The sequence below is a fragment of the Neptuniibacter marinus genome (assembly GCF_965223595.1).
In the GTDB taxonomy this organism is placed as follows: Bacteria; Pseudomonadota; Gammaproteobacteria; order Pseudomonadales; family Balneatricaceae; genus Neptuniibacter; species Neptuniibacter marinus.
This window is the reverse complement of record NZ_OZ245004.1, coordinates 2,645,376-2,668,117: the sequence shown is the minus strand read 5'-3', so window position 1 is coordinate 2,668,117 and position 22,742 is coordinate 2,645,376. Positions and strand designations below refer to the sequence as shown.

At 42.2% G+C, this 22,742-nt stretch carries 23 protein-coding genes; 15 read left to right on the top strand and 8 right to left on the bottom strand.

Features of this window, described 5'->3' with window-relative positions; translation table 11 throughout:
- Nucleotides 1–12 precede the first annotated feature (12 nt).
- Nucleotides 13–261 carry a glutaredoxin family protein gene (locus ACOQOE_RS12610; protein ID WP_067863889.1) on the top strand — a complete coding sequence of 83 codons (249 nt, stop codon included), beginning with the start codon at nt 13–15 and terminating at the stop codon, nt 259–261.
- Between the two features lie 31 nt (nt 262–292).
- Here the strand turns inward: ACOQOE_RS12610 and ACOQOE_RS12605 are convergent, their stop codons facing one another.
- Together ACOQOE_RS12605 and ACOQOE_RS12600 are read right to left on the bottom strand one after the other, a co-directional pair.
- A complete protein-coding gene (locus ACOQOE_RS12605) occupies nt 293–1,093 on the bottom strand; it encodes a TatD family hydrolase (RefSeq protein ID WP_420554163.1) in 801 nt (266 codons plus the stop codon).
- Between the two features lie 81 nt (nt 1,094–1,174).
- Complete coding sequence (locus tag ACOQOE_RS12600) at nt 1,175–3,136, bottom strand: transglycosylase SLT domain-containing protein (RefSeq protein ID WP_067863895.1); 1,962 nt, start codon at nt 3,134–3,136, stop codon at nt 1,175–1,177.
- Nucleotides 3,137–3,285: 149 nt separating this feature from the next.
- Here ACOQOE_RS12600 and ACOQOE_RS12595 point away from each other — a divergent pair, with 149 nt between their 5' ends.
- A complete protein-coding gene (locus ACOQOE_RS12595) occupies nt 3,286–5,169 on the top strand; it encodes an ATP-binding cassette domain-containing protein (RefSeq protein WP_067863898.1) in 1,884 nt (627 codons plus the stop codon).
- 46 nt (nt 5,170–5,215) lie between these two features.
- Here ACOQOE_RS12595 and ACOQOE_RS12590 read toward each other — a convergent pair whose 3' ends face one another.
- The gene (locus tag ACOQOE_RS12590) at nt 5,216–5,659 is read right to left on the bottom strand and encodes a universal stress protein (RefSeq protein WP_067863901.1); all 444 of its coding nucleotides are present in this window, start codon (nt 5,657–5,659) and stop codon (nt 5,216–5,218) included.
- A 218-nt stretch (nt 5,660–5,877) separates the two neighbouring features.
- On the opposite strand from ACOQOE_RS12590, the gene ACOQOE_RS12585 reads away from it, so the two are divergent.
- Both ACOQOE_RS12585 and ACOQOE_RS12580 read left to right on the top strand, forming a co-directional pair.
- Nucleotides 5,878–6,384 carry a hypothetical protein gene (locus tag ACOQOE_RS12585; RefSeq protein ID WP_067863903.1) on the top strand — a complete coding sequence of 169 codons (507 nt, stop codon included), beginning with the start codon at nt 5,878–5,880 and terminating at the stop codon, nt 6,382–6,384.
- Nucleotides 6,385–6,387: 3 nt separating this feature from the next.
- Nucleotides 6,388–6,597 carry a DUF1653 domain-containing protein gene (locus ACOQOE_RS12580; protein WP_067863906.1) on the top strand — a complete coding sequence of 70 codons (210 nt, stop codon included), beginning with the start codon at nt 6,388–6,390 and terminating at the stop codon, nt 6,595–6,597.
- Here the strand turns inward: ACOQOE_RS12580 and ACOQOE_RS12575 are convergent.
- A complete protein-coding gene (locus tag ACOQOE_RS12575) occupies nt 6,594–7,298 on the bottom strand; it encodes a DNA topoisomerase I (RefSeq protein WP_067863909.1) in 705 nt (234 codons plus the stop codon). The two genes, ACOQOE_RS12580 and ACOQOE_RS12575, sit on opposite strands and share 4 nt — an antisense overlap.
- A gap of 310 nt (nt 7,299–7,608) precedes the next feature.
- Between ACOQOE_RS12575 and topA the strand changes: the two genes are divergently transcribed.
- From topA to ACOQOE_RS12560, 3 genes are read left to right on the top strand one after another with little or no spacing between them, the layout of a single operon-like run.
- Nucleotides 7,609–10,245 carry a type I DNA topoisomerase gene (gene topA, locus ACOQOE_RS12570; RefSeq protein WP_067863912.1) on the top strand — a complete coding sequence of 879 codons (2,637 nt, stop codon included), beginning with the start codon at nt 7,609–7,611 and terminating at the stop codon, nt 10,243–10,245.
- A 12-nt stretch (nt 10,246–10,257) separates the two neighbouring features.
- Nucleotides 10,258–10,782, top strand: a complete 525-nt coding sequence (locus ACOQOE_RS12565; RefSeq protein ID WP_067863915.1) for a DUF6586 family protein — start codon at nt 10,258–10,260, stop codon at nt 10,780–10,782.
- Between the two features lie 26 nt (nt 10,783–10,808).
- On the top strand, nt 10,809–11,048 hold the full coding sequence (locus ACOQOE_RS12560; protein WP_067863918.1) for a hypothetical protein: 240 nt from the start codon (nt 10,809–10,811) through the stop codon (nt 11,046–11,048).
- A 35-nt stretch (nt 11,049–11,083) separates the two neighbouring features.
- Here ACOQOE_RS12560 and ACOQOE_RS12555 read toward each other — a convergent pair whose 3' ends face one another.
- Both ACOQOE_RS12555 and lexA read right to left on the bottom strand, forming a co-directional pair.
- Nucleotides 11,084–11,554 (bottom strand): cell division inhibitor SulA, encoded by a 471-nt coding sequence (locus ACOQOE_RS12555; protein WP_231867936.1) that lies wholly within the window; start codon nt 11,552–11,554, stop codon nt 11,084–11,086.
- A 2-nt stretch (nt 11,555–11,556) separates the two neighbouring features.
- A complete protein-coding gene (gene lexA / locus ACOQOE_RS12550) occupies nt 11,557–12,159 on the bottom strand; it encodes a transcriptional repressor LexA (protein WP_420554162.1) in 603 nt (200 codons plus the stop codon).
- Between the two features lie 157 nt (nt 12,160–12,316).
- Here lexA and dinG point away from each other — a divergent pair, with 157 nt between their 5' ends.
- Genes dinG through sixA form a run of 5 tightly spaced genes read left to right on the top strand, consistent with a single transcriptional unit; the run spans nt 12,317 to nt 17,581 of the window.
- Entirely contained in the window at nt 12,317–14,437 is a 2,121-nt protein-coding gene (gene dinG / locus ACOQOE_RS12545) for an ATP-dependent DNA helicase DinG (RefSeq protein WP_420554161.1), read from the top strand.
- A 35-nt stretch (nt 14,438–14,472) separates the two neighbouring features.
- A complete protein-coding gene (gene rhlB / locus ACOQOE_RS12540; RefSeq protein WP_067864136.1) occupies nt 14,473–15,897 on the top strand; it encodes an ATP-dependent RNA helicase RhlB in 1,425 nt (474 codons plus the stop codon).
- Complete coding sequence (locus ACOQOE_RS12535) at nt 15,860–16,081, top strand: hypothetical protein (protein WP_067863927.1); 222 nt, start codon at nt 15,860–15,862, stop codon at nt 16,079–16,081. Before rhlB ends, ACOQOE_RS12535 begins: the two co-directional genes overlap by 38 nt.
- Nucleotides 16,082–16,100: 19 nt before the next feature.
- Nucleotides 16,101–17,129, top strand: a complete 1,029-nt coding sequence (locus tag ACOQOE_RS12530) for an NAD(P)H-dependent glycerol-3-phosphate dehydrogenase (protein WP_420554160.1) — start codon at nt 16,101–16,103, stop codon at nt 17,127–17,129.
- Complete coding sequence (gene sixA, locus ACOQOE_RS12525) at nt 17,126–17,581, top strand: phosphohistidine phosphatase SixA (protein ID WP_420554159.1); 456 nt, start codon at nt 17,126–17,128, stop codon at nt 17,579–17,581. The genes ACOQOE_RS12530 and sixA overlap by 4 nt, the downstream gene beginning before the upstream one ends.
- On the opposite strand, the gene ACOQOE_RS12520 is transcribed toward sixA, so the two are convergent.
- Nucleotides 17,529–19,364 carry a Wzy polymerase domain-containing protein gene (locus tag ACOQOE_RS12520; protein ID WP_420554158.1) on the bottom strand — a complete coding sequence of 612 codons (1,836 nt, stop codon included), beginning with the start codon at nt 19,362–19,364 and terminating at the stop codon, nt 17,529–17,531. The genes sixA and ACOQOE_RS12520 overlap by 53 nt on opposite strands.
- Nucleotides 19,365–19,466: 102 nt before the next feature.
- On the opposite strand from ACOQOE_RS12520, the gene ACOQOE_RS12515 reads away from it, so the two are divergent.
- Genes ACOQOE_RS12515 through ACOQOE_RS12505 form a run of 3 tightly spaced genes read left to right on the top strand, consistent with a single transcriptional unit; the run spans nt 19,467 to nt 22,106 of the window.
- Nucleotides 19,467–20,321, top strand: a complete 855-nt coding sequence (locus ACOQOE_RS12515; RefSeq protein ID WP_067863935.1) for an alpha/beta fold hydrolase — start codon at nt 19,467–19,469, stop codon at nt 20,319–20,321.
- A gap of 59 nt (nt 20,322–20,380) precedes the next feature.
- Nucleotides 20,381–21,196 carry a DUF4892 domain-containing protein gene (locus ACOQOE_RS12510; RefSeq protein WP_067863938.1) on the top strand — a complete coding sequence of 272 codons (816 nt, stop codon included), beginning with the start codon at nt 20,381–20,383 and terminating at the stop codon, nt 21,194–21,196.
- Nucleotides 21,197–21,221: 25 nt separating this feature from the next.
- Nucleotides 21,222–22,106 carry a patatin-like phospholipase family protein gene (locus ACOQOE_RS12505; RefSeq protein ID WP_067863940.1) on the top strand — a complete coding sequence of 295 codons (885 nt, stop codon included), beginning with the start codon at nt 21,222–21,224 and terminating at the stop codon, nt 22,104–22,106.
- A 26-nt stretch (nt 22,107–22,132) separates the two neighbouring features.
- Here the strand turns inward: ACOQOE_RS12505 and ACOQOE_RS12500 are convergent, their stop codons facing one another.
- On the bottom strand, nt 22,133–22,687 hold the full coding sequence (locus tag ACOQOE_RS12500; protein ID WP_420554157.1) for a Smr/MutS family protein: 555 nt from the start codon (nt 22,685–22,687) through the stop codon (nt 22,133–22,135).
- Nucleotides 22,688–22,742 lie beyond the last annotated feature (55 nt).

The window sequence follows — 22,742 nt, the reverse complement described above, 5'->3', positions numbered from 1 at the left end:
TGTGGAAAGGGTATGCGGGAATTAGAGTTAATGGGAACCTTAGGTTGCCACCTATGTGAGGTTGCTGAGGCGGTTGTTACTTCAGTGGTCAATATGGACGTGTATGCCATCTACCAGGTTGATATTGCTGAAGATGATGACTTAATGGAGAAATACGCTTTAACGATACCTGTATTAGTTGATCTACAGACAGGCAAAGAGCTTATGTGGCCATTTGATGGTTGCCAGCTGACTGCTTTTTTAAACGAGCTATCCGTTTAGGTTATTAGGTTCCTATATTTTTTACTGGTATTTAATCGTTGATATTAAAAAAGTCGAGGGTAGTTTTCTGAACATCATGGTTCAGTTCTTCCAATGTTTTATCCACAAGTGTTGCGATTACTGCGGCAATATGAGGTAAATGACTTGGAATGTTGCGTCTAGATTTTGGTTTAGGCTTTAAATCTCTTGGCAGTAGGTAGGGTGCATCCGTTTCGAGCATTAAGCGATTAGAAGGGATCTCCTTGACTAGTTTTTGCAATTCTAAGCCTCTACGCTCGTCACAAATCCAGCCGGTTATACCTATATGGAGGTCTAAATCTAAATAGTTATATAACTCCTGTCTTGAACCGGTAAAGCAGTGTGCTACCGCATGAGTAAAATCATCACGGTGGGACTTGAGTATTTCCAACTGTTTTTTGTGAGCATCTCTTTCATGTAGAAAGAGGGGGAGTTTGTGGGTCGAGGCTATTTCTAACTGTGTAACAAAGCTTAATATTTGTTGTGCTGGCGTTGAGAGGTTGCGATTGAAATCTAAACCCGTTTCACCTAAAGCCACGACGCCGGCTTCTTTTGTTAATGTATTTAATTCTGCGAAGTCCGAGGATGAATGGACTTTTGCATAGTGAGGATGAATACCTACTGTGCAGAATAGCTGTTTAGGGTAGCGCTGGCATAACTGAATAGCGTCTAATGACTCTTGAAGGGTTGTACCGGTAATAATAAGTTTATTTATACCATCGGTAAGTGCTTGTTCAATTACCTCATGCCTGTCTTTATCAAAACTGCTATCCGTTAAATTTACGCCAATATCGGTCCAAAAACAGTTGTTCATTCAAATAGCCTGATCAATAGGAAAATATCTAGGGGTGACGTTATCACCGCTAGATATTTTAGTGAGTATGGTTTATCGGTTTTACAGCGCTGTTGCTTTGTTTTGGTTTAAAGCTAATAGTTTAATCTGCTTTTCTGTCAGTAGGCGGGCTTCACGTCCTGCTAAACGATCGTAAATAACTCGAAACGCCAAGACATTCTGTACATATCTACGTGTTTCTTTGAATGGAATAGTTTCGATCCATATATCTAAAGGAAGGTCACCGCGCTGTCGGAGCCATCGTTTTACGCGATGGGGACCTGCATTGTAAGCGGCAGCCGCAAATGCAGGGTTATTATCAAAGCGTTTTAGCATATCGCCTAGATAAGCCGAGCCCAAGGTTATATTCGTTTCTGGATCATAAAGTTGTGATGTCTTTTTATAGGGTACTTCGTGCTTTTGGGCTGTTTGTTTGGCCGTTTTAGGCATTAACTGCATAAGTCCTCTGGCCCCTACAGGTGATTGTGCATTATAGAGAAATGCACTTTCTTGACGGGCTATAGCCATGGGAAAGCTTAGATCTAACTCATTTTTTAAAGCGTGAGTTTTGAATAATTTGCTGTGAGGTTGAGGGAAGCGTAAGTCGATATGATCCCAGCGTTTCGTTTTAGCAGCATTAATAATAGCCTGTAAGTACCAACCCCAAGATTTCGCTAAGTAACCAGCGACATTTTTTTCTTCGGGCGTCATTTGTGATAGGGCTAAATTCCATTCACGGTTAGCTTCTATTAGTCTGCCTAATTTAAACAACTCTCTGGCTCGAGCTACTGCAGGTTTGCTTGATAGTTGAGAGAGTTGCTCTGATGAGAAGGGGTTATTAATGGCATTTAGTTGGAAGGGGCTTTTGTTGAGTTCAGCAGCGAGGAAACCGTAAAAGCTTCTATCTTTAGATAGATCAGCTAATTGCTTTGCCTGACTTTTGTTGGGTGATAAGTTTCGTTCAGCAATTAAGTGCCAGTATTGCCATTTTGGGTCGGCTTTAGCTGTTTCGCTGAGGTGTGCGATACCTATTTTTACGGTCTTCCAATCCTGCTTTGCGAGTGCATTTCGAATACGGGTTTCAGTTAAAGACTCGATTTTATAGTCAGGATCTAGTAGATGAGATAACTGAATTGCTTGGCTATGGTAGTTAGCATTTAGGCGAATCCCCATATATTCAGTAACAGATAGCTGCTCTTCTTGGCTCATCAACTTATCCCGCACTTTTATCCAAGCTTGGATCGCGCTAATCGGCTGTGTGCGATACCAGCGTTTGTAAATTATCGTTGCAACTTTGCCTCGACTCTCTTTTGGCAAGAAGGATAATGATTTTTTACTGATGCTTTCTGGTTTTTTGTAAAGCGCCCAAAACTGTTGGGTTTGTTGTTTTTGCTTTTTGTTTTTGATCTTTTTATCGATATATTGAGCGAGTTTAATATTATTTTCTTCGATACTAAGCCAAAAACGCTCATAAGCTTCATCTGATGTAGGTCTGCCTGTTGCCATCCACTCTTTAAATAAGGGGTCACAAGTCTTGGGCTGAGATTCTCCGACGACCCAAAGGTCTTTAGCTTTATATAGAGCCTCTTTCTTCTGTTTTGCTGTCCCGTTCAAAAATGCTTGAAGTTGCATGCACTGATAATGGGTGTGATCTATAGGGTGTAGGCTGAAATGTTGGGAATAGGAGTTCCACTGTTTTTGTCTGTTCAGGTGTTTAAGCCAAGTTTTATTGAGTCGCTGTGCTATAGGTAGTTCATGATTTTTTTCAATAAACGCATTAATTTTTTCAGGTTTTGAGCTTGTGAGATTTTTTAAGATCTCTTGATAGTCTAAGTAAGGAGCTAGAGGGTATTCATCGAGTTGTGCACGTAGTTTTGCATAGGCTTCTGTTTTGTTTTGCTTTAAAAGTGATTCGGCCTTAAGAAACTGTTTACGTAACGATTCTGTAGACGCATTGATAGTCGTTGCAAGAGTTAACAGTGTAAAACAGAAAAAAATGATGAATTTGTGCATGACACGATACATTTACCAAGTCCTATGTGATGTTCCGTTACCTATTTATACGGCAGTTTGAGCTTATTATTAAATAATAATTTGTCTGAATGCAGCATTTTCATGCATATCTAGTAAAAACTAGTAGAATAGCGCCTTCATAGAACAAAAGCTGAACAAACATGCCACTTATTAGACTCGATAAAATATCAATCGCCTTTGGCGCGAACCCTCTTTTAGATAATGTTGATTTTCAAATAGATCCGGGAGAAAGGGTTGCTTTAGTTGGATTAAATGGTGCGGGCAAGTCCACACTGCTCAAAATCGTTGCGGGCCATCATAAACCGGATGGGGGAAAATTCTGGGTAGCACCTACCTGTCGAATCGCTGAACTTCCCCAAGCTATGCCAGCTGCAGATGAACGCTTAGTGCGAGATGTGGTTACGTCGGGGCTGCACGATATTCTTAAGCTGAGAGAGGCTTATGATGAATTAGCTTCATCTGCAGAAGTGGATATGAACAAGCTTGATCACCTTCAGCATGAGATTGAAGCGGTTGATGGTTGGCATCTAGAGCAACGGGTCCAGCGAGTTATTGAGCAGCTTGAGCTTCCTGGCGATAAGCTAATGTCTGAACTTTCTGGTGGTTGGCGTCGTAGAACGGCCTTAGGTGCGGCTCTAGTTCAGCAGCCTGATTTGTTACTTCTCGATGAGCCGACAAACCACTTGGATATTGAAACTATTGAGTGGTTAGAGCAACAGTTGCTTGAGTTTAGGGGTGGATTATTAATTATTTCTCATGACCGAGCATTGGTGGATAGATTAGCGACCCGTATTATTGAATTGGATCGAGGTAACTTATCTTCGTTTCCGGGTAGTTATTCAGCCTACATGGAACTTAAACAGAAGATGCTAGAGGACGAAGAGAAGCAGAATGCGCTCTTTGATAAGCGTTTAGCACAAGAAGAAACTTGGATAAGACAAGGAATTAAAGCGCGCAGAACCCGTAATGAAGGACGTGTTCGTGCCCTGAAACAAATGCGTAATGAACGCTCAGATCGACGTGAACGAGGTGGTAAAGCTAAATTCTCGCTCGAAGAAGCCGCACGTAGCGGTAAGATTGTTGCTGAGTTACAAAACGTTAGTTTAGGCTTTAATGATAAAACCCTCTTCAGTCATTTTGATTTCACACTTTTACGTGGTGATCGTGTTGGCTTGATCGGTCCTAATGGAGCGGGTAAGAGTAGTTTGTTAGGTGTGTTGTTAGGTAAGCAAACGCCAGATAGCGGTCAGGTTAAATTAGGGACTAACATCGAAGTTGCGTACTTTGATCAATTGCGTGCCCAAGTCGACCCTGAAAAAACAGTAATAGATAATATTGCTGAAGGCCGTGAAAGTATCACTATCAATGGTAAACAGCGCCACCTTATTAGCTATCTAAATGATTTCATGTTTGCCCCAGAGCGAGCTAGAACACCCGTCAAAGCATTATCGGGTGGTGAGACTAACCGAGTATTACTCGCCAAACTTTTTAGCCAACCAGCTAACTTATTGGTACTCGATGAGCCGACAAACGATCTAGATATAGAAACCTTAGAGCTGTTAGAGGAGATAATCCTTGATTTTGATGGCACTATTTTGTTGGTAAGCCATGATCGATCTTTCCTTGATAATGTGGTGACAAGCACATTGGTTTTTGAGGGTGATGGAAAGCTAAATGAATATGTCGGTGGATACGAAGATTGGCTTCGTCAGCGGCCGAGCCTAGTAAAAAATACACCTAAAAAGTCTTCCAAAGTCGATAGTGGTCCGGTTGTTGAAAAGCCAGCTAAAAAGAAAAAACTAAGCTATAAAATACAACGAGAGCTTGATGAATTACCCGCTTTGTTGGAAGCGGCTGAGGAAAAATTAGCAGGGTTACAAGAGCAAACCGGTAAGGCTGATTTTTATCAGCAAAGCCAAGATGTAGTGAGTTCTATACTTGAGGAAATGCAAGCTCAAGAGCAGGTAGTGGAAACACTGATGGAACGCTGGGTTGAGCTTGAAGCTATGCAAGAGGAGGGCTAGCCTCCTCTCTACTCAGCACACCGCACCACACCACACAAAGGAGAGATTATTCAGCCTCTTCTTTTATACGTATTGCGAGTACATCACAGGTTGCGCCGTGCAGAATGCCATTGGCTGTAGAGCCTAATAACAGCGCAATACCATGGCGGCCATGACTACCGACAATGATTAGGTCAATAGCTAAATCATCAGCAATACGGTGGACCTCAGATTCAGTTTGGCCGGTTGCTACTTGTTTTGTTGTAACGGGGTAGCCAAGTGATTGGCAGAATGCTTCAAGCTTATTTTTCGCATGTTCATCAAGTTGTTCTTGAATAGAGGTTAAATCCATCGGCACATCACCGCCGTAAGCGAAGCTTAACGGCTCTATTACATGCACAATATGTAGTTCTGCCTGGTTTTGTGAAGCAATCTCACGAGCTTTGTCTTGTAGTTGTTCCGATTCAGTGGACAGATCTAGAGCAAGCAAAACTCTTTTATAAATACTCATGATTATTTCCTTGAAGTGCTTATCGGTCACATGCTGAACCTATTTATAGGGCTCAACACTCATTGTTAATCAGATTAGCATAGAGCGTGTGGCTTAGTACTCTGTTAAACTTCATGGCATTGATATTTATCAATTAACTAAAGCTTACAAGAATCCTAACTCACTTATTTATAACTGATTTTAAGCCTCTTTGCTTACAGTTAAACGGAGTACCGTTTATGAAATGGATGATCATAATTGTTATTATGATGTCGCTCATTGGTTCAATGATGTGGGTAATGCCTACACCACGACAGAAGTATCAGGCAGCACTGAGGATGAAAGCTAAGAAAATGGGTTTTCTTGTTCAGTTAGAAAGGCTGACTGCACCTAGGGCTAAAGGTGAAATGGAGCCAGAATCTCGTGATATAACGGCTTATCGAGTTATTCGTGAAGGTCTGAATAGGGAAGAGAAAAATCATTTTACAACATGGCAAATTTTTAGACTTGAATCAATTTCTGATATAGGTCTCCCCTCTGGGTGGAGTTGGTCTGAGGGTGAGCGAGCCTTGTCTGAAAAGCAGTTAGATAGGTTAGCAGAGGTGATTTCTAAATTACCTGACGGTGTTTTTTCTCTTGAATCTACACCTATTCATGCTGGTGTATATTGGAATGAAGAGGGCGGTGATGAGGCTCTGGACGAAATTAAAACGCTATTAGATAGCTTAGTGGCAGAGAGGTTTTAGATAGTGCAGATTGAATTAGGGCGTTATAAGCATTATAAGGGCGCTGAGTATGAAGTGATTAACCTAGCTAGACACTCTGAGACAGAGCAATGGCATGTCATCTATCGCCAGTGTTACGGTGATGAGGGCCTATGGATACGGCCTCTTGATATGTTTATTGAGCAGGTAAGATTAGAAAATGGTCAGCAGATTGCTCGGTTTGCCAAAATCTAGAGTAAACGATCTAATGATTCAGCTAAAGAGCCTTGGGGTCTAGGCTTTTTAGGTTGTATCTCTTCAATCAGTTTCTCAACGGCTTCCATTCTGGATTTTTTGTTTTGAGTTGGGATGTTAGCTCGAACAAGCAGCGCTTTGGCATGGCGATAATGAGAGAGTGCTGTCATCAAATCATCTGATTTTTTGAAGCGTTCACCTTGCATAAGGTGGGCATCTGCTACGACAGTGATACGTAACCAATAAAGTTCCTGTTGATAGCTTCGGGCTAAAGGGCGTGTTATTTTTCCGCCACGTGCTAGTTGAAGTATGAGTTTCTCTGCAAAATTAATGTAGATTTGGGCCCGTTTTAGCGCTCGGTCACTGTCAAAAGCGTCTGGAGATGAGAATGCTTTATCAGCGGTATCTTTTTGTTGTGTTAATGCTTCGAAAAGCTCTGAATCAGGTGCGAGCATAGCGACTTCTTCTAAAAGTGCTGTTGCATGCTCATTAATTTTTTGAACTATTTCAGGCTTACAATCGGCCTCCCTTAATACCGCGAGTGCTTGCAGAATATGCTCAGCTTGGCCTTGAAGCCAGGTTAAACGTTTTTCTTTAGCTTCTTCCTGCTGCTCGCGTGTAGTAATGACAAAATTAACGGTAATAGCAACTAACCCAACTACAGCAATCAGTACTACTAATAGAATATTGTCATTTAACATGAGGTTGTTTCAGCCAGTTGAGATGTTGTTGATTATGCTGAATATTGTGGCCTTTAAGGCTCCATTGGTAAAGTTCTAGTTGGTCTATTAGTCGACTTTTATCACAATTGTTGCTTGACCCCAGCATTCTCAGCACTTATATATGCACCCAAATTATTATTTATTATGTCGTTATTTAAAAGAAGCGTTGTAGATTTGCTTACAGTGTCGTAGGTTAAAAGACAAAATCATGGTTGAATTTTGCTTTCTAACCCTTTTCTGTTTTTAAACTATAGCTTCTTAATTATAGCCCTGAGGAAAGAAGGACTCTATGGGAAAGTCTCTTGTTATCGTCGAGTCACCAGCTAAAGCGAAGACTATCAACAAATACTTGGGCAACCAGTTTGTTGTGAAATCCAGTGTAGGCCATATACGCGATCTGCCAACGAGCGGTAGCACTAAAAAGACCGATCCAAAAGAAAGGGCTCGTTTGGCGGCGCTAACACGTAAAATGTCGCCTGAAGCAAAAGCTGAGCATAAAAAGAAGAAGGCGCGTGAACAACTGATCGGGCGCATGGGGATTGACCCTGAAAAAGGGTGGGAGCCTCACTACGAAATTTTGCCGGGCAAAGAAAAGGTCGTAGACGAATTAAAACGGCTGGCAAAAAATGCCGATGAAATCTATCTCGCGACCGATTTGGACCGTGAGGGAGAGGCGATTGCATGGCATCTACGCGAAGCGATTGGTGGTGATGAAAGTCGTTATCGTCGCGTGGTGTTTAACGAGATTACCAAAAAAGCAATTACTGAAGCATTTGAAGAGCCATCTCTATTAGATATGGATCGCGTCAATGCCCAGCAAGCGCGCCGCTTTCTTGACCGTGTTGTTGGTTACATGGTGTCCCCTTTATTATGGGAGAAAGTTGCACGTGGTTTGTCTGCAGGTCGTGTTCAGTCGGTTGCGGTCAAACTTGTTGTCGAACGTGAGAAAGAGATTAGAGCGTTTATTCCTGAAGAGTTTTGGGAAGTGCAGGCTGATGCCCTAACTGAAGGCAAAGCACCGCTTAAATTACAGGTGAACCGTGTTAACGGTGATACCTTTAGGCCTGGCTCTGAAGCTGAGACAAAAGCACATTTAGAGCGTTTACAGTCAGCTTCCTTAGAGGTCATTAGTCGCAAAGATCGACCTACAACAAGTAAACCTTCTGCACCTTTTATTACCTCTACGCTTCAGCAGGCTGCCAGTACTCGCCTTAGCTTTGGGGTGAAGAAAACTATGATGATGGCTCAGCGTCTATATGAGGCGGGCTACATCACCTACATGCGTACTGATTCTACCAATTTAAGTGCAGAGGCTATCGCGGCTTGTAGGGAATATATAGGTGATAATTTCGGTAGTAAGTATCTGCCGGAGAATCCATTGAGTTACAGCAGCAAAGAGGGAGCACAAGAGGCTCATGAGGCGATTCGCCCCTCAGATGTTACTGTTGAGGCCACAGCCCTTAAAGGCATGGATCGCGATGCTGAGCGCTTGTATGAGCTTATTCGTCGACAATTCCTCGCATGCCAGATGACACCTGCTAAGTTTTTGAGTACGCGGGTAACGGTTGCCGCTGCAGAATTTGAATTAGTAACTAAAGGTCGTATCTTACAATTTGATGGTTACACACGAGTGATGCCAGCAAAAGGTAAAGGGGAAGAGGATATACTCTTACCTGACGTTAATGCAGGCGAAACACTTTCTCTCGTTGAGTTAACACCCAAGCAACACTTTACTAAACCAGCGCCTCGATTTACTGAAGCGAGCTTGGTAAAAGAGCTAGAAAAACAAGGAATTGGTCGCCCATCAACCTATGCGACGATCATCTCTACGATCCAAGATCGTGGTTATGTTCAAGTGCAGAATCGACGTTTTTATGCGCAAAAAATGGGCGATATTGTTGTTGAGCGTTTAGGTGAAAACTTCGCCGACCTGATGGATTATAGCTTTACCGCTCGAATGGAAGAAAGCTTAGATGACGTTGCTGAAGGGAGTGCAGATTGGAAAGCATTGCTTGATCAGTTTTATGCGGATTTCTCTGCAAAATTAGAAGAAGCACAAAGTGATGAGCATGGGATGAGGCCTAATACGCCGACAGAGACGGACATTAGCTGTCCTGACTGCGGCCGTCATATGATGATCCGCACGGCGAGTACCGGTGTTTTTCTCGGTTGTTCTGGATATAGCTTACCTCCGAAAGAACGTTGTAAATGTACTATTAACTTAACCCCTGGTGATGAGGTGGTTAGCGTTGATGGTGATGACGAAGAAGAGTCACGTATTTTACGTAATAAACATCGTTGCGGCATATGCGGTTCGGCGATGGACTCTTATCTAATAGATGAGAAACGTAAACTTCATGTGTGTGGTAATAATCCCGATTGTTCTGGTTTTGAGGTTGAGGCTGGAGAATATAGAATTAAAGGTTATGACGGGCCTGTATTAGAGTGTGATAAATGCTCGGCTGAAATGCAGTTAAAAACAGGTCGGTTCGGTAAATATTTTGGTTGTACAGAGTGTAAAAACACCCGCAAGTTGCTAAGAAGTGGTGAAGCTGCACCGCCAAAAATGGATCCTGTTCCTATGCCTGAATTGGCTTGTGAAAAGGTTGAGGATACATATATTCTTCGTGATGGGGCATCAGGCTTATTTCTTGCTGCCAGTCAGTTTCCACGAAATAGGGAAACAAGAGCACCAAAAATTGTTGAGTTGTTGCCGCACCAAAGTGAAATAGATCCTAAATATGAATTTTTGTTTAGTGCGCCTAAAAAAGATGCTGATGGAAATTTAACGGTTGTTCGATATAGTCGCAAGACTAAGGAGCAATACGTCATGACCGAGGTCAATGGTAAAGCGACCGGTTGGCGGGCATTCTATCAGGATGGGAAGTGGGTCGTTGAAGAAGCCCGCAAAAAGGCGAAAAAATAGTTAGGGTACTCCATGAGCGGTATTTATTTAGCACGGACTAATCAGAAATTAAGTTTTACACGTATTCATCTTGAGCTACTAAAGCAAGCTCAAGATGATACCAGCTGGAATAAACATGCACTCATCGAATCATTTAATGAATCTGTTCTTTTTCACTTAATGTCTGCTTATGACGCGTTTTTACGTGAAATAGCAGAAGTTTATAAAGTGGATACTGAAACTTTAGAGGGTTACCGATCGTTAGCTGCTGAACTTGAAGTTACCGGTGTTGAAAGCCCCGAGCTAAAACAATTAAGTGTGCTAGAGAATGATTCGACAGCTTGGCTACATAAGATGATAGGTGCTTATGAAGCCTGTTGGCATGGTGCGGATAAGAAAGGGGCTACTAGCGATACTAAAAGCCTGTCAGAGATCCATGTGTTGCAGGTTAATCCTGATCATGCGGAAGATAAGGCGATTATAGTCGAGTATGAAGGTTGGTTTAATGCTTTGTCTCAGTTAGTTGATTCTCTGAGAGAAGGAATGCAGGAGTGGTAAAATAAGTGTCAGGTATAGCGTCGGAAATGGTATTAGAAATAATAGAGCTTGAAAATGGTGAATTGGCCATACGGAATGCAGATAGTGATGCGGAGCCAATGATTAAGGTTAATTTCTCATCTGAGTTGAAAGATAAGTTAAATGGGCACTATCTTGACGTAGCGCGGGTCATGTTAACCGCGGGTATTCAGATGGTTGCCGAATCAGGTTTTGACTTGGATGATAATGCCGAGTCTGAATCAGAGCCAGAACCTATTATTCATTAAACTGGATTGCAAAAGCCCTCTTATCTATCAGGGCCTTAGCTATGCTGTCTTCGACGTATAACTATTCCGTGGCTTTGCCCTTGCTTTGCCGCATTTTCTAACTCATTTAGCTCCTTTTCTGAAAGGTAACCAGGCCATGAAATGACGGAGTGGCTTGTGCCTGTGCTTAAGGCTTGTTTAGCTAAAGCGAAGGTGCTGTGCTTGTTATCTGGGTTTAACAGAATTACTTTGTTTAGATCTATGCCCGCGTCAGCTAGAAGCTGTTTAGGTAAAAGTACAGGGGGTGCAATCCAGACAAACCATCTATCATCTTGACTCAGTTGTGCCAGTAGAGGCATGAGCATAGGGATGTTAGAGAAGTTGTTATTCTGCACTACAATCTCTGTAACACTGCCAGCTAACTCCGATTTTGTAGAAGGGGTTACCGGAAGGGATGTAACTTTAGCTGATACTTTGTTTTTTAGAAGAACAAGTGGAGCCTTAGTACTTACTGGAAGTGCCATCATTTTTAGTTACCTCTGCGAATTACACCAACGCTTAAGCCTTCAATCGCGATTTCTTGCTCTTTCAAGTCAATGACAATCGGTTCAAATTCTTCATTTTCAGCGATAAGATAAACGATATTTCCCTCTTTCTTAAAACGTTTAACCGTGACTTCATCTTCAATTCTTGCAACGACAATTTCGCCATCTTTTGCTGTATTACATTGGTGTACTGCAAGTAGGTCTCCATCCATAATGCCAATGTTTCTCATACTTTCACCTTTTACTCGAAGCAGATAATCTGCTTTGGGTTGGAAAAAGTTTGACGAAATTGTGCAGTGATCTTCTACATGTTCTTCGGCTAATATCGGGGAGCCTGCAGCAACTTGACCAATAATAGGTATACCTAAATCGGCTTCGAGCTCAGGGACTCTGATTCCTCGTGATGTACCTGGAATAATTTCAATAGCTCCTTTACGTGCTAAAGCCTTCATGTGTTCTTCAGCTGCATTAGCTGATCGGAAGCCTAAGTCCCGGGCAATATCGGCACGGGTAGGCGGGTAACCCGTTTCGTCGATGTGTCGCTTGATACATTCAAGCACTTCAGTTTGTCGTTTCGTTAGCTTCATAGTATTTGTCTGTTTGTTTATACAGTACGTGTATTTTTATACAGTATTTTGCGTTTGTAAAGAAACTTATGTTTTTTTATACAGTGTTTTTTGTTTTTCTTCCTAGTGAGCTGTTAGAATTACATCTAGACATCCAATCCTAGGTTCGGTACTTCCTTTGTTAGATAAGCAGCTTAAACAGTCAATACAGCAGGCCTATAGTACGTTCTTAAGTAGTCGTGGGCTTCAATCTCGTTATGGTCAAAAAATGATGATTGCTGAGATTGCGCGAACTTTAGCTGCGATCTCGCAGAACAGTGAAGGCGAACGTAATGGTGGTTCGCATATTAGTGTGGTAGAAGCGGGAACAGGTACGGGTAAAACATTAGCCTATTTGTTGGCGGCTGTTCCCATTGCCCAGCAGCGAAAGAAAAAGGTTGTTGTATCTACGGCAACAGTTGCTTTGCAAGAGCAGCTAATCATGAAGGATCTGCCCCAGTTAGTAACAGAGGCTGGCGTTAATCTGACCTATGGCTTGGCGAAAGGACGTGGTAGGTATTTTTGTATTTCTAGTGCAGAAAAAGTACTAGAGCAGCAAAATGAGTTAGGCCAGATCGCGTTGTATGAAGATGAAGTTGCGCAAAAAATTGATCAGTCAGATATTTCTCAAGTTCAGGAATTGCTGAGTTTGTATGCTTCTGGTGAGTGGGATGGCGATCGTGATGGATTAAAAAATACTGTGGCTGATCCTATTTGGCGGTTATCCACCAGTGATCATATGCAGTGTACTAATCGGCGCTGCAGTAATTTTTCAATTTGTCCTTTTTTTAAAGCCCGACAAGAGCTTGACCGTTGGGATCTGATTGTTGCAAATCATGACTTAGTGTTAGCTGATCTCTCCCTTGGCGGTGGTGCGATTCTTTCCGCTCCGGAAGATACGATCTATATTTTTGATGAAGGTCACCATCTTGGTACGAAAACTACAGGTCATTTTTCTTATAGATTACGTGTTAAATCTAGTCAGCGCTGGTTGGCGAAAGTTACTCGTTCATTAAATAAGCTGCTAAATGACACATCAGCGCATGTGGTATTGCAGGGCTATGTAGAAAAAATGGCTAACCCCTTCTCTGATATGGAGCGTTCACTTGAGGAGTGGCAGTTGCTGTTGCAGCAGTTATTAATAGATAAACTTCAGGGGGCAAGTGACCGTTATCGGTTTGCTCAAGGGGTTATTCCTGAGCCTTTGCAACTTATTTGTCATAACTTCGCTACGGCAGCCGAACGTGTTGTACTCAAATTGGAGCAGATAGTCGATCTATTAAAAGAGGCGATGGATGGTGAGTTGGCTGATATTGATAGATCCATTGCTGAAAAATGGTACCCGCAAATGGGTGTTTTTCTCTCAAGAATGCAGGCTATGTTTGGTTTAGCTCGCTCTTATGCATCTCCTGATGAGAAAGGGGGGCTTCCGACAGCACGCTGGGTCTTACGTGTTGACGGTAATGAAGGTTTAGATCTGGAGTGTTGTAGTAGCCCTGTATCAGCTGCCGCGACACTTCAGGAACATCTTTGGTCCCAATGTTATGGTGCTGTTGTAACTTCAGCAACACTAACAGCATTAGGACGTTTTGATCGTTTGTATGCCGATTTAGGTATTCCTGTAGATAGTCCGTGCGCTATATTTCCTAGCCCGTTTAATTTTAGTGAGGCTGCTGAGCTACGGGTTCCAGCAATGCGTACCGATCCCAGTAATCCGAATGATCATAATGGCGAATTGGCTGAAATTTTGTTGGCTTCTTTGCCTAAAGAAAAATCGACCTTAGTGTTATTTAGTTCTTGGCGACAGATGCGGTATGTTCTTGAGCAGATGCCTGATAAGATGGTCGACAATATTTTGGTTCAAGGTGACCTTGCAAAGCATGAGATTTTGCGACTGCATCGTGAACGTATAGATAATGAACTGCCAAGTATTATTTTTGGACTTGCTTCGTTTGCGGAAGGGGTAGATCTTCCTCACGAATATTTGACGCATGTGGTTATTACTAAACTGCCTTTCGGCGTGCCTGATGACCCTGTGGATGCCACATATTCAGAATGGATAGAATCTCAAGGCGGCAACCCGTTTGCTGAGTGGGTTATACCTATGGCCTCGATGCGTCTTACTCAGGCGACTGGCCGATTACTTAGAACAGAAAAAGATCAAGGTATAATTACTCTACTGGATCGGCGGTTTATTACGCGTCGTTATGGTAAGCAGTTGTTGGCAGCATTACCGCCGTATAGGCGAAATTTTTCTTAGGATATATTGAGTTGACTATAGATAATACAATGGATATGCATGAAAAAAATAAGACTGAAAGGAAGGTGAGATCTGTACCTTCTCACGCATCACGGTCGGATGACCGCGCTGAATGGAGTCCAGACCAAGTAAATATTCCTGCGGTTGAAGGAAAACAGCGTTTTTGTGATTTCAATTTGCCAGATACTGTTCTTCATGCTATCGCCGATCTTAATTTTGAGTACTGTACAGGGATTCAGGCTGCAACAATTCCGGCTGCGCTGGATGGTAAAGATATAATTGGTAAGGCCCAGACAGGTACAGGTAAAACTGCTGCTTTTCTATTGGGAATTATCACCGACTTAATCGATTTCCCAATCGAAGAAAAACGTCGTAAGGGTGAGCCAAGGGCTTTAATTGTCGCGCCGACTCGTGAGTTAGCGTTACAAATCGCTGATGATGCTGAAAACTTAGCTAAGTATACGGATCTTCATGTGGTTAGCCTTGTTGGAGGTATGGATTACGATAAGCAACGCCAAAAGCTAAAGAAAAAACCTGTCGATATTCTGGTCGCAACGCCTGGGCGTTTAATCGATTTTGTAAACCGTAAAGATGTCGATCTGTGGAATGTGGAGATACTGGTTCTTGATGAAGCCGATCGTATGCTAAGTATGGGCTTTATCCCTGATGTACGTACTATTGTTCGTAATACACCGCGCAAAGGGAGTGATCGTCAGACATTGCTTTACAGTGCAACGTTTACCGATGATATTTTGAGCTTGGCGGAACAGTGGACACTTGATCCCGTGGTTATTGAGATCGCTCCAGAGATCAGAACCACTGATAATGTGAGTCAAACCGTATATCTTGTGGCGGCGGATCAGAAATACCGCTTACTGCGGAATTATATGGATAAAGATCAAGCTGAGAAGGTTATTGTTTTTGGTAATCGTCGAGATGAAACACGTCGTTTAGCCGAAAAATTATCTAAAGATGGGATTAAAGCGGCGCTAATGTCGGGTGAAATTCCACAGCAAAAACGTGTGCGTACCTTAGAAGATTTCCGTAATGGGAAAATCCAAGTACTGGTTGCAACAGATGTGGCTGGGCGTGGTATCCATATTGATGGTGTGACCCATGTTTTTAACTATCAACTGCCTGAAGATCCTGATGATTATGTTCATCGTATTGGACGCACAGGGCGAGCGGGCGCTGCCGGCGCTTCTATCTGTTTTGCCTGTGAAGATGATTCCTTCCTTATTCCAGAGATTGAGGCGGAAACAGGGGTTAAGTTAAACTGTATCCACCCGGAACCAGAGCTTTTACAAGAGCCGCAAACGGCTCCTCGTACACCCAAAAAAGAGTCGCCGGTTCCGCAAGAATTAGATTTAAAAACTGAAGCTGTCAGCAAAGATAGCGGAAGTGAAATTAATGGAAGTGACGATGCAAAAGGACATACACAAGACAAAGCGTCTAGCTAATATTGTTGCGGTAGTATTTAGTGCGGTGATTGCCGCATTAGGTGTTGCCGGGTATCAGCGCACAGATGATCCTTTACAGTTGATGCTTTTTTTAGGCTTGGCGTGTTTAGGGTATTTCATCGTTCTGCTGTTATTTAAAGGCATTAATAAAATGCTGGATAGCTTGGACGATTCTGTTAAATAAGTTTGTACTGGAAAAAGTTATGTCTCAGATACGTAAGGTGGCCGTTCTTGGTGGGGGTAGCTTTGGTACCGTTATCGCAAATATGGTAGCGGAAAACGGTTCTTATGTTCGTTTGTGGTTAAGAGATGAAGTGCTTGCCGAAGCTATAAATCACAAGCATGAGAACGCTCGCTACCTTCCTGGTTATATCCTTTCTGACCGTTTGTCAGCTTCAACTTCGTTACAAGACGTTTTGTCAGATGTTGATCTAGTGCTTATCTCCATTCCTAGTCAATCCTTTCGTCAGGTTGTTCAGCAAGCACGTCCTTTTTTGAAGGCGGATCAGATGTTGGTGTCTACAACGAAAGGGATTGAAGCCAATAGCTTCCGTTTAATGAGCGAGATTCTTCGAGAGGAGATGCCCTCTGCCCGTATAGGCGTACTGAGCGGACCTAACTTAGCGAAAGAAGTGGCGGCTAAGCAGTTGACGGCAACAGTTATTGCTAGTGATTGTGCAGAGTTACGAAGCGAAGTGCAGGCTAGGCTTCATTCATCCTATTTTAGAGTCTATGCCAGTTCGGATACTTATGGTGTTGAACTAGGGGGAACCTTAAAAAATATCTATGCAATTGCTGCAGGCCTTAGTGCTGCTCTTGGCATGGGTGAAAACACCAAAAGTATGTTGATGACACGAAGTTTAGCCGAAATGAGTCGCTTCGCTGTTTCTATGGGGGCAAATCCCATGACCTTTATTGGTCTTGCTGGTGTAGGCGATCTTATAGTGACGTGTATGTCTCCATTAAGCCGTAATTACCGCGTAGGTTATGCTTTAGGTGAAGGCAAAAGTCTTGAAGAAGCTGTAGAGGCTTTAGGGCAGGTAGCTGAAGGTGTAAACACTATAAAGCAAGTTAAAGAGAAAGCTTCTGAAATGCAGATTTATATGCCTTTAGTAGTTGGGCTGTATGAGGTGGTTTTCAATAAAGCGCCTATTGCTGAGGTCGTTAAAATGCTAATGATGAGTGAGCAAAGCACGGATGTAGAGTTTGTTCTTCCACGTGAGGGAGTATGAAGTTCTTTTTGATGCGTCATGGTGAAGCGGAGCATTCAGCTTCATCGGATGCTAAAAGACATCTAACGACAAATGGGATTAAATCAGTAAGAGGAAGAGTGAATCAATACTCTGAGGACTTATCTGAGATTGATCTTATTATTCATAGTCCTTACCTTCGTACGATTCAGACATCGGAGATTATAGCTGATAGCCTGAACTTATCGTCGGCTCTCGTAGAGTCTGCTCTCTGGACGCCAGACTCTGACCCTTTAGTTGCACTGGAGTCGTTGGCGCATCATAGCCAGTCAACACCTATAATTGTGACCCATATGCCGCTAATCTCTATTGTCGAAGCTTTATGCTGTGAGGGTGTAATATCTTACCCTCGATCATTTTCTTGTGCTGAAATTGCAGAGATCACGGCTGACTGGCCTGCGGCTGGGCTTGGGAGCTTGATTCGGCACTTTTAACTTTAAGTGCGTTTTTGCCTTTTATGCGCAGTTTTTGCTGTAGCTCTAATAGCCCACTATGAGTAGGAAACATGCTTAACGCTTTGTTTAATACTTGATCCCTATCTTCTTCCTTTCCAATTATATCGTAAGCAATGGCTAAATCTCTATAAGTTACAATCGCTGGTGTAACTTTAACTGATTGCTCAGCCCAATTAATATAGTCCTGTGCTGGTTTTTTGTTATTTTTAGAGGCGCTAATTAGCATGTTACGTCTAAGTAATAGATAGGTTGTGTATTCTCTAAAATAAGCTGATTCGAGCGATGAACGTAGATATTGAGGTTGGCTCTGATTACGTTGCAAATAACTTACAATGCCTGCGCTTGCTATCTGTGTCTGGATTAAAGTAATTGTTGCGAAAATAGAGAGGGTAGCGAAGCTAATCGGTATAGTTCTTTGCGCCGCCATTGATAGCTTTTCGGTTGTTATCGATTTTTTACCATGTTGATGGGTTAAAAATAGTAGGAAAAGCAATAAAAACCAATGGGTATTGGAGATATAAAAGGGGAGTTCCACTTGAGTATGGAAGACTAGCGGTAAGAGGAGTGCTGAATAGCCCCATCCTCTCTGCCAGCCTGCTTTGAATAATTGAACTAGTGTAAAAATTGCGGCTGCGAGTATACCAATAATTGATACAATCCCACCTTCAACCAGCCAGAAGATCAATTCATTATGAGGGTGGCTAAAACGGGGAGCAGATCTAAGACTACTGTCTGTTTGCTGTTGATATTCGATGCGCTCTTCTTGGAAAACCTTTTGGAAACTCCCCAATCCGTGACCAATAAGTGGGGCTTGAGCGAAAATATTTAAGGAAAGATTGTATATATGCCACCGTACATCGGCTCGAATACCGCCAATCTCGCTATCAGAGCTTGTATGTGCTACGGCTCTATCTACTTTAGCGGCGGCTTTTTCGAGTCCACTTTTACCTAAAACGCCACCTAGAATAGTTGCTATCGTGAGTGCAAAAAAGATAGTTTTCGCTTGACGAAATAGTTTCCAACGACCGATCACTAGACATGTTAAACCTAAACCGGCGCCGAGTAGCCCAACACGTGACCCGCTAATAGCGATATTGTAACTTGCGGTTAACGCCGCAATAACTAAGGTTGCTTGTATTATAAAGCTAAAGCTACGAAGCGTCGGCCTAGATGCTAAATAGTAAGTCAGCACTAAAAAGGTAGCCATAAAAGAGGCTTGTAAATTTACTTGTTGGAAGATACCTACTGGTAGATGGTTAGGACTTACAGGCATTAAAAAACTTAAATTAGACGCTCCTGTTAGGGCTTGAATAATGCCGTAAGTGGCGGCAATGAGTCCCATAGCCAAAATTATATAAAGACTGCGCTCTATATGTTTAGATTTAAGTTGGAATTGAAAAAGGCTAAGAAAAAACAGATAGCCGCCAATAATAACGGATAATCTGACAATCCATTCAGTGGGGTTGTTTTTATCGGCAACAAAACCGGTAGCCAGAGCACCTATCGGGAAAAGCGCTAGACCCAGCCAATATTTTGGTAAAATAATTTGTTGGTTTTTATAAATCAAAAAGCTAGCACTAGCAATAATCCAGCTTGCAACAATCCAAATAGCTCCGTTGTAAGGTAGAAACAGCCCTTCGCCACCTAAATTTGGTTGGTAGTAAAAAGGCGCAATTAAAAACAAACAGCCGAATAATATAAAAAAAAGGCGTTGCGGCTTTTTTAAGCTTGGGTCATGTTCCAGTTGCTGTCCTAATATCATCAAACTTTCCTTGCAGTGCTTATTTCTGCACAAGATATTACCCGAATTTCTGTTTATAGTATGCAAATAGCTTTGTGTATCAGCTGATTAGTGAGAATTTCAATGTCGGATTGTCGTGAGTATTATATCGATGCTGCTGGATATAAAGTTGCTGTTGTGGAATATGGAAACCCTAATGGGCGGCCGGTATTGGCGTTGCATGGATGGTTAGATAATGCCGCCAGTTTTTATCTATTAGGGCAGCATATATCGGAGATTCGTTTCATTGCGATTGATTTAGTTGGGCATGGCCTTTCAGATCATCGACCTAAAGGGATGCCTTATCATATTTGGGATAATGTGACTGACCTGCATGGAGTAATAAACGCCCTAAATCTTGATCAAGTTGATTTGATTGGGCATTCAATGGGAGCAAGTATCGCTATGATGTTTGCAGCGTGCTTTCCTTTGAAGGTTGATAATCTGATGTTCATTGATGGATTAGGACCACTGTTTTATGAGGTGGATGAGCTACCACAGGTTTTTTCTGATGCGATAATCAAAAGAGAGAAAATGCTTTCACGTTCTCTTAAGCCTTATGGGAGTTTTGATGCGGCTGTTGAAGCACGAGCGAATGGTCGATGGCCTGTATCAAAAGAAGCCGCAGAGAAATTAATGGCGCGGGGGTTAACATATACGGACAAAGGTTATATTTGGAACAATGATCCTAAATTGCTACTACCCTCATTGATACGTTTCAGCCCTGAGCAGGCGAAATCCTTTATTCGGAAAGTGAAATCTAACGCTATAGTTATAATAGGTGAAGAGGGGGCACGTGATAGTATTGTCGATCCGTGGCTAGATGATTTGGCCTCTTCAGAGGTTATCGAGTTGGTAGGTGGGCATCATCTACATTTAGATCTTCCCATAGCAACGTTATTGGCTAGCAAAATAGATAGCTGGGGGAGTAAAAAGTAGATGGTCATTTGTTAGTAGATTAGATTTAGTTTTAGTAAACGAATCGGGATAAAAAAGTTATGCGGTTTTCTGTTTTTCTATATGTATTATTTTATTCCACTTTTGCAGTAGCAGAGGCGGACCTTACTAATTCAAGTGATTACTTTCAGCTTGAACGTTTTCCAGGCTCCTACATTGTTCAATATGATAAAAAGGATGAAAACTACCGACTGATACTGGGTGGTTTAAAGAAAATAAAGGGCGTTGTTACACCAGAAAAAGAACGTCGGGTTACAGGGGAATTAACACAAATTACATACCGGATACCTGAGTTGAATACGCCTGATGAAGCATTTTCAGTACTAGAAAATCAGCTGATCAAATTAGGTGCTACGAATTTATTTAAATGTACTGGGCGGGATTGCGGAAGTAGCAATCAATGGGCTAACGCTATATTTCGCTATTCTCGCTTGTATGGTTTGGAAGAGAGTCAAACCTTTGCATCTTACCGTATAAATAATAAGTACTTTTCTCTATATGCGGTTAAGCGCGGTAATAAACGTGTTTACTTAAGAGTAGAGGTGTTGGTGGAAAATGTTCTAGGCATGGAAGCCCAAGCTGAGCAAGGTGATGGAATACCATTCACTGGAAAAGAATCTGAATTTAAAGCCTTAGTTAAATATTTAACAGAGAACCCCGAGCGAACATTATGGCTTGTCGGGCAAAACTTTTCAGGCTCTACCTATAGACAGCAATTGGATAAGTCGAATGATCAGATTATGGCTTTAAAAAATCGCTTAATAGAGCAAGAGATTGATGCGGAACGTATATCTTTATATTCCTTAGGTGGTTTTTCTTCAGAGCAAAATACTGAAGTGTTAATTTTTATTGAGTAATGCTTTACTTCAAGGGTGTGAATATATGGCAACTGTTTCGCTGGTTTTAGGTAGTGGTGGTGCGCGTGGTTATGCTCATATAGGTGCGATTGAAGAGATTGAACGTAGAGGCTATGAGATTGTTTCTGTTTCCGGAAGCTCTATGGGCGCATTGGTTGGGGGTATGTATGCCGCGGGTCGGCTAGCGGAATATAAAACATGGGTTTCATCGCTAAACTGGATGGGCGTTGTTAAGCTACTTGATTTTACTTTGTCTAAAGGAGCGATTAGAGGAGATAGAATATTTGTACAACTTGCTGAAATCTTAGGTCCTCGTTTAATCGAAGAGCTAGACATTGATTTTACCGCCGTTGCAGCGGATATTGCTCATCAAAAAGAGGTTTGGTATCAAAAAGGTTCATTGCTTGAAGCGATTAGGGCATCAGTTGCTGTACCGGGATTATTTACGCCTGTGATTAAAGAGGGGCGGGTACTTGTTGATGGGGGAATTCTCAACCCTCTGCCAATTATTCCTGTCGTGGCTGCACAAGCCGATCTTATTGTTGCGATCGACTTAAATACAGGTGACTCTAGTCATAGTCATTTATCTTTACCACGTAATCAATATTTGAATCGCAGTGGAATAAGCGATGAATGGAATATGCCAGACCACGATAGACCTGAGGATAGGTATATTCCTAAAGCAGATAAGATTGGTGGGCGAATGGATATACTGCTTAATTCAGTCGAGGTTATGCAGGCCAGCTTAGCTGAATATAAAATAGCAGGTTATCCCCCTGATCTTGTTATTCGTATCCCTAAAGTTTTATGCAGTTTTTATGATTTTCATCACGCAGTACCTATCATCGAATATGGGAGGCTTGCTGCTCGCGAAAGGTTAGAGGCGTTTGAGAATGGTCAGCCGCTATAATGGCTGTCAGAATTTACTTTGAAATTTTATTTCTCTCGTTTAAGTAATACATAGAGTGCACCGGTTCCACCATCTTTTGCTTGAGCTGAACAGAAGGCCAATACGCCAGGCAATCGTTTTAACCATTCATTGACATAAGACTTTATCATGGGTTGTTCACTGGCTGATGAATGCGCTTTACCATGAACTACTATAACGCAGCGGCACTTGTTTCTACGTGCATCGAAGATGAAACGGCTGAGTTGGTCCCTTGCCTGGTCAACGGTATAACCATGAAGATCTAAGCCTTGTTCCCAAGGCAGATGGCCTTGTTTAAGGCGTTTTAAAACGCTGAATTGTACACCAGGATTAGCAAAGAGCAGCTCCTCAGTTGATTCAACTAATTCAACAGCTTGATCAGATAGGCCATCGATCACTTTATCTTCTTCAAGTGTTGCCGCTTGGCGACGATAAAGCAGACTGTGTTTATCCTTAGGTTTTGTTACTGAAAGGTCTGCTTTGTCGTGTTTATGTTGTTGGACGCCCTCCATTGCATCAAAAAAGGATAATTCGTTAGTTGGATTATCATTCGGGTCTTTCATGGTGTTCCCAAGCAAAGTTTATTAATATGGCGGTCTTTCATAAACAAATTATCGG